Annotated in this window: 1 pseudogene; it reads left to right on the top strand. The window is 66.8% G+C overall.

From position 1 onward, the window contains the following. Positions 1–441, top strand: a pseudogene (locus tag WS69_RS21070) (toprim domain-containing protein); the annotation flags it as partial. Positions 442–762: the final 321 nt, after the last annotated feature.

The following is a 762-nucleotide window of genomic DNA, read 5'->3' as shown; positions in this document are numbered from 1 at the left end:
GGCTTTCCGCATGACCTGATCGCGGAAATGAACGGCCACGTCGCCGAGACGAGCGCCGATCGCGAGCCGTGGGTCTGGATCATGGAAACGGTGCTGTCGGAGATCGACGGCGGCAACTACAAACACCCGTACACCTTCGATACGGTCGACGGCGAGTTCTGCCTGTTGCTGCGCACGGGCCACGTGATGGACCACCTCGCGCACACGAGCGCGCTGCGCGACAAATGGAACGGCCTGCCCGTGAAGTCCGACCGCGTGTTCAAGGCGCAGCTCAAGCACGCCGGCGTCGTGGTCGGCGAGAAGGAAGTCGAGCGCCGCATTTACACCCGCCGCGTGCCCTACCTCACGCCGGTTTCGCTCGAGCGCCTGGCCGTGTTCGGCCTGCACGTGTCGATCCGCGATGACCTGGCGACCGATGCACTCGAACGGGGGCACGCATGACCCGCTCTCAGCCATCGCGGCCGCCGTGCGGCCGTGCCCCTTCCCTCGTTCATTCCGGCCGCGTAGCGGCCCTGAAATCGGGTTTCCGCTGCGTGCGCCGATGCGCGCAGCAGTCGGCGCACGCCAACCCGCGGCCGCCGCTTCGTTCACTTCCCCCCGTTCCCCCCGCGAGTCGAAACGGCCGGGCAACAGCGCAAGCCGAGAGGAAGCGGGGCCGCGCGGGTGGATTTTTCCACAGCGACCGGGCAGGCAGCGCACGCGAATCGTGGATTTCGATGGTATCCGCTCGTAAGTCATTGATTCTTGAAGCGAGTGCCGCCG

It is taken from the genome of Burkholderia sp. BDU5, assembly GCF_001522845.1.
Classification (GTDB): Bacteria; Pseudomonadota; Gammaproteobacteria; order Burkholderiales; family Burkholderiaceae; genus Burkholderia; species Burkholderia mayonis.
The sequence above is the reverse complement of the archived record's forward strand: the minus strand, read 5'-3'. Positions and strand labels throughout refer to the sequence as shown.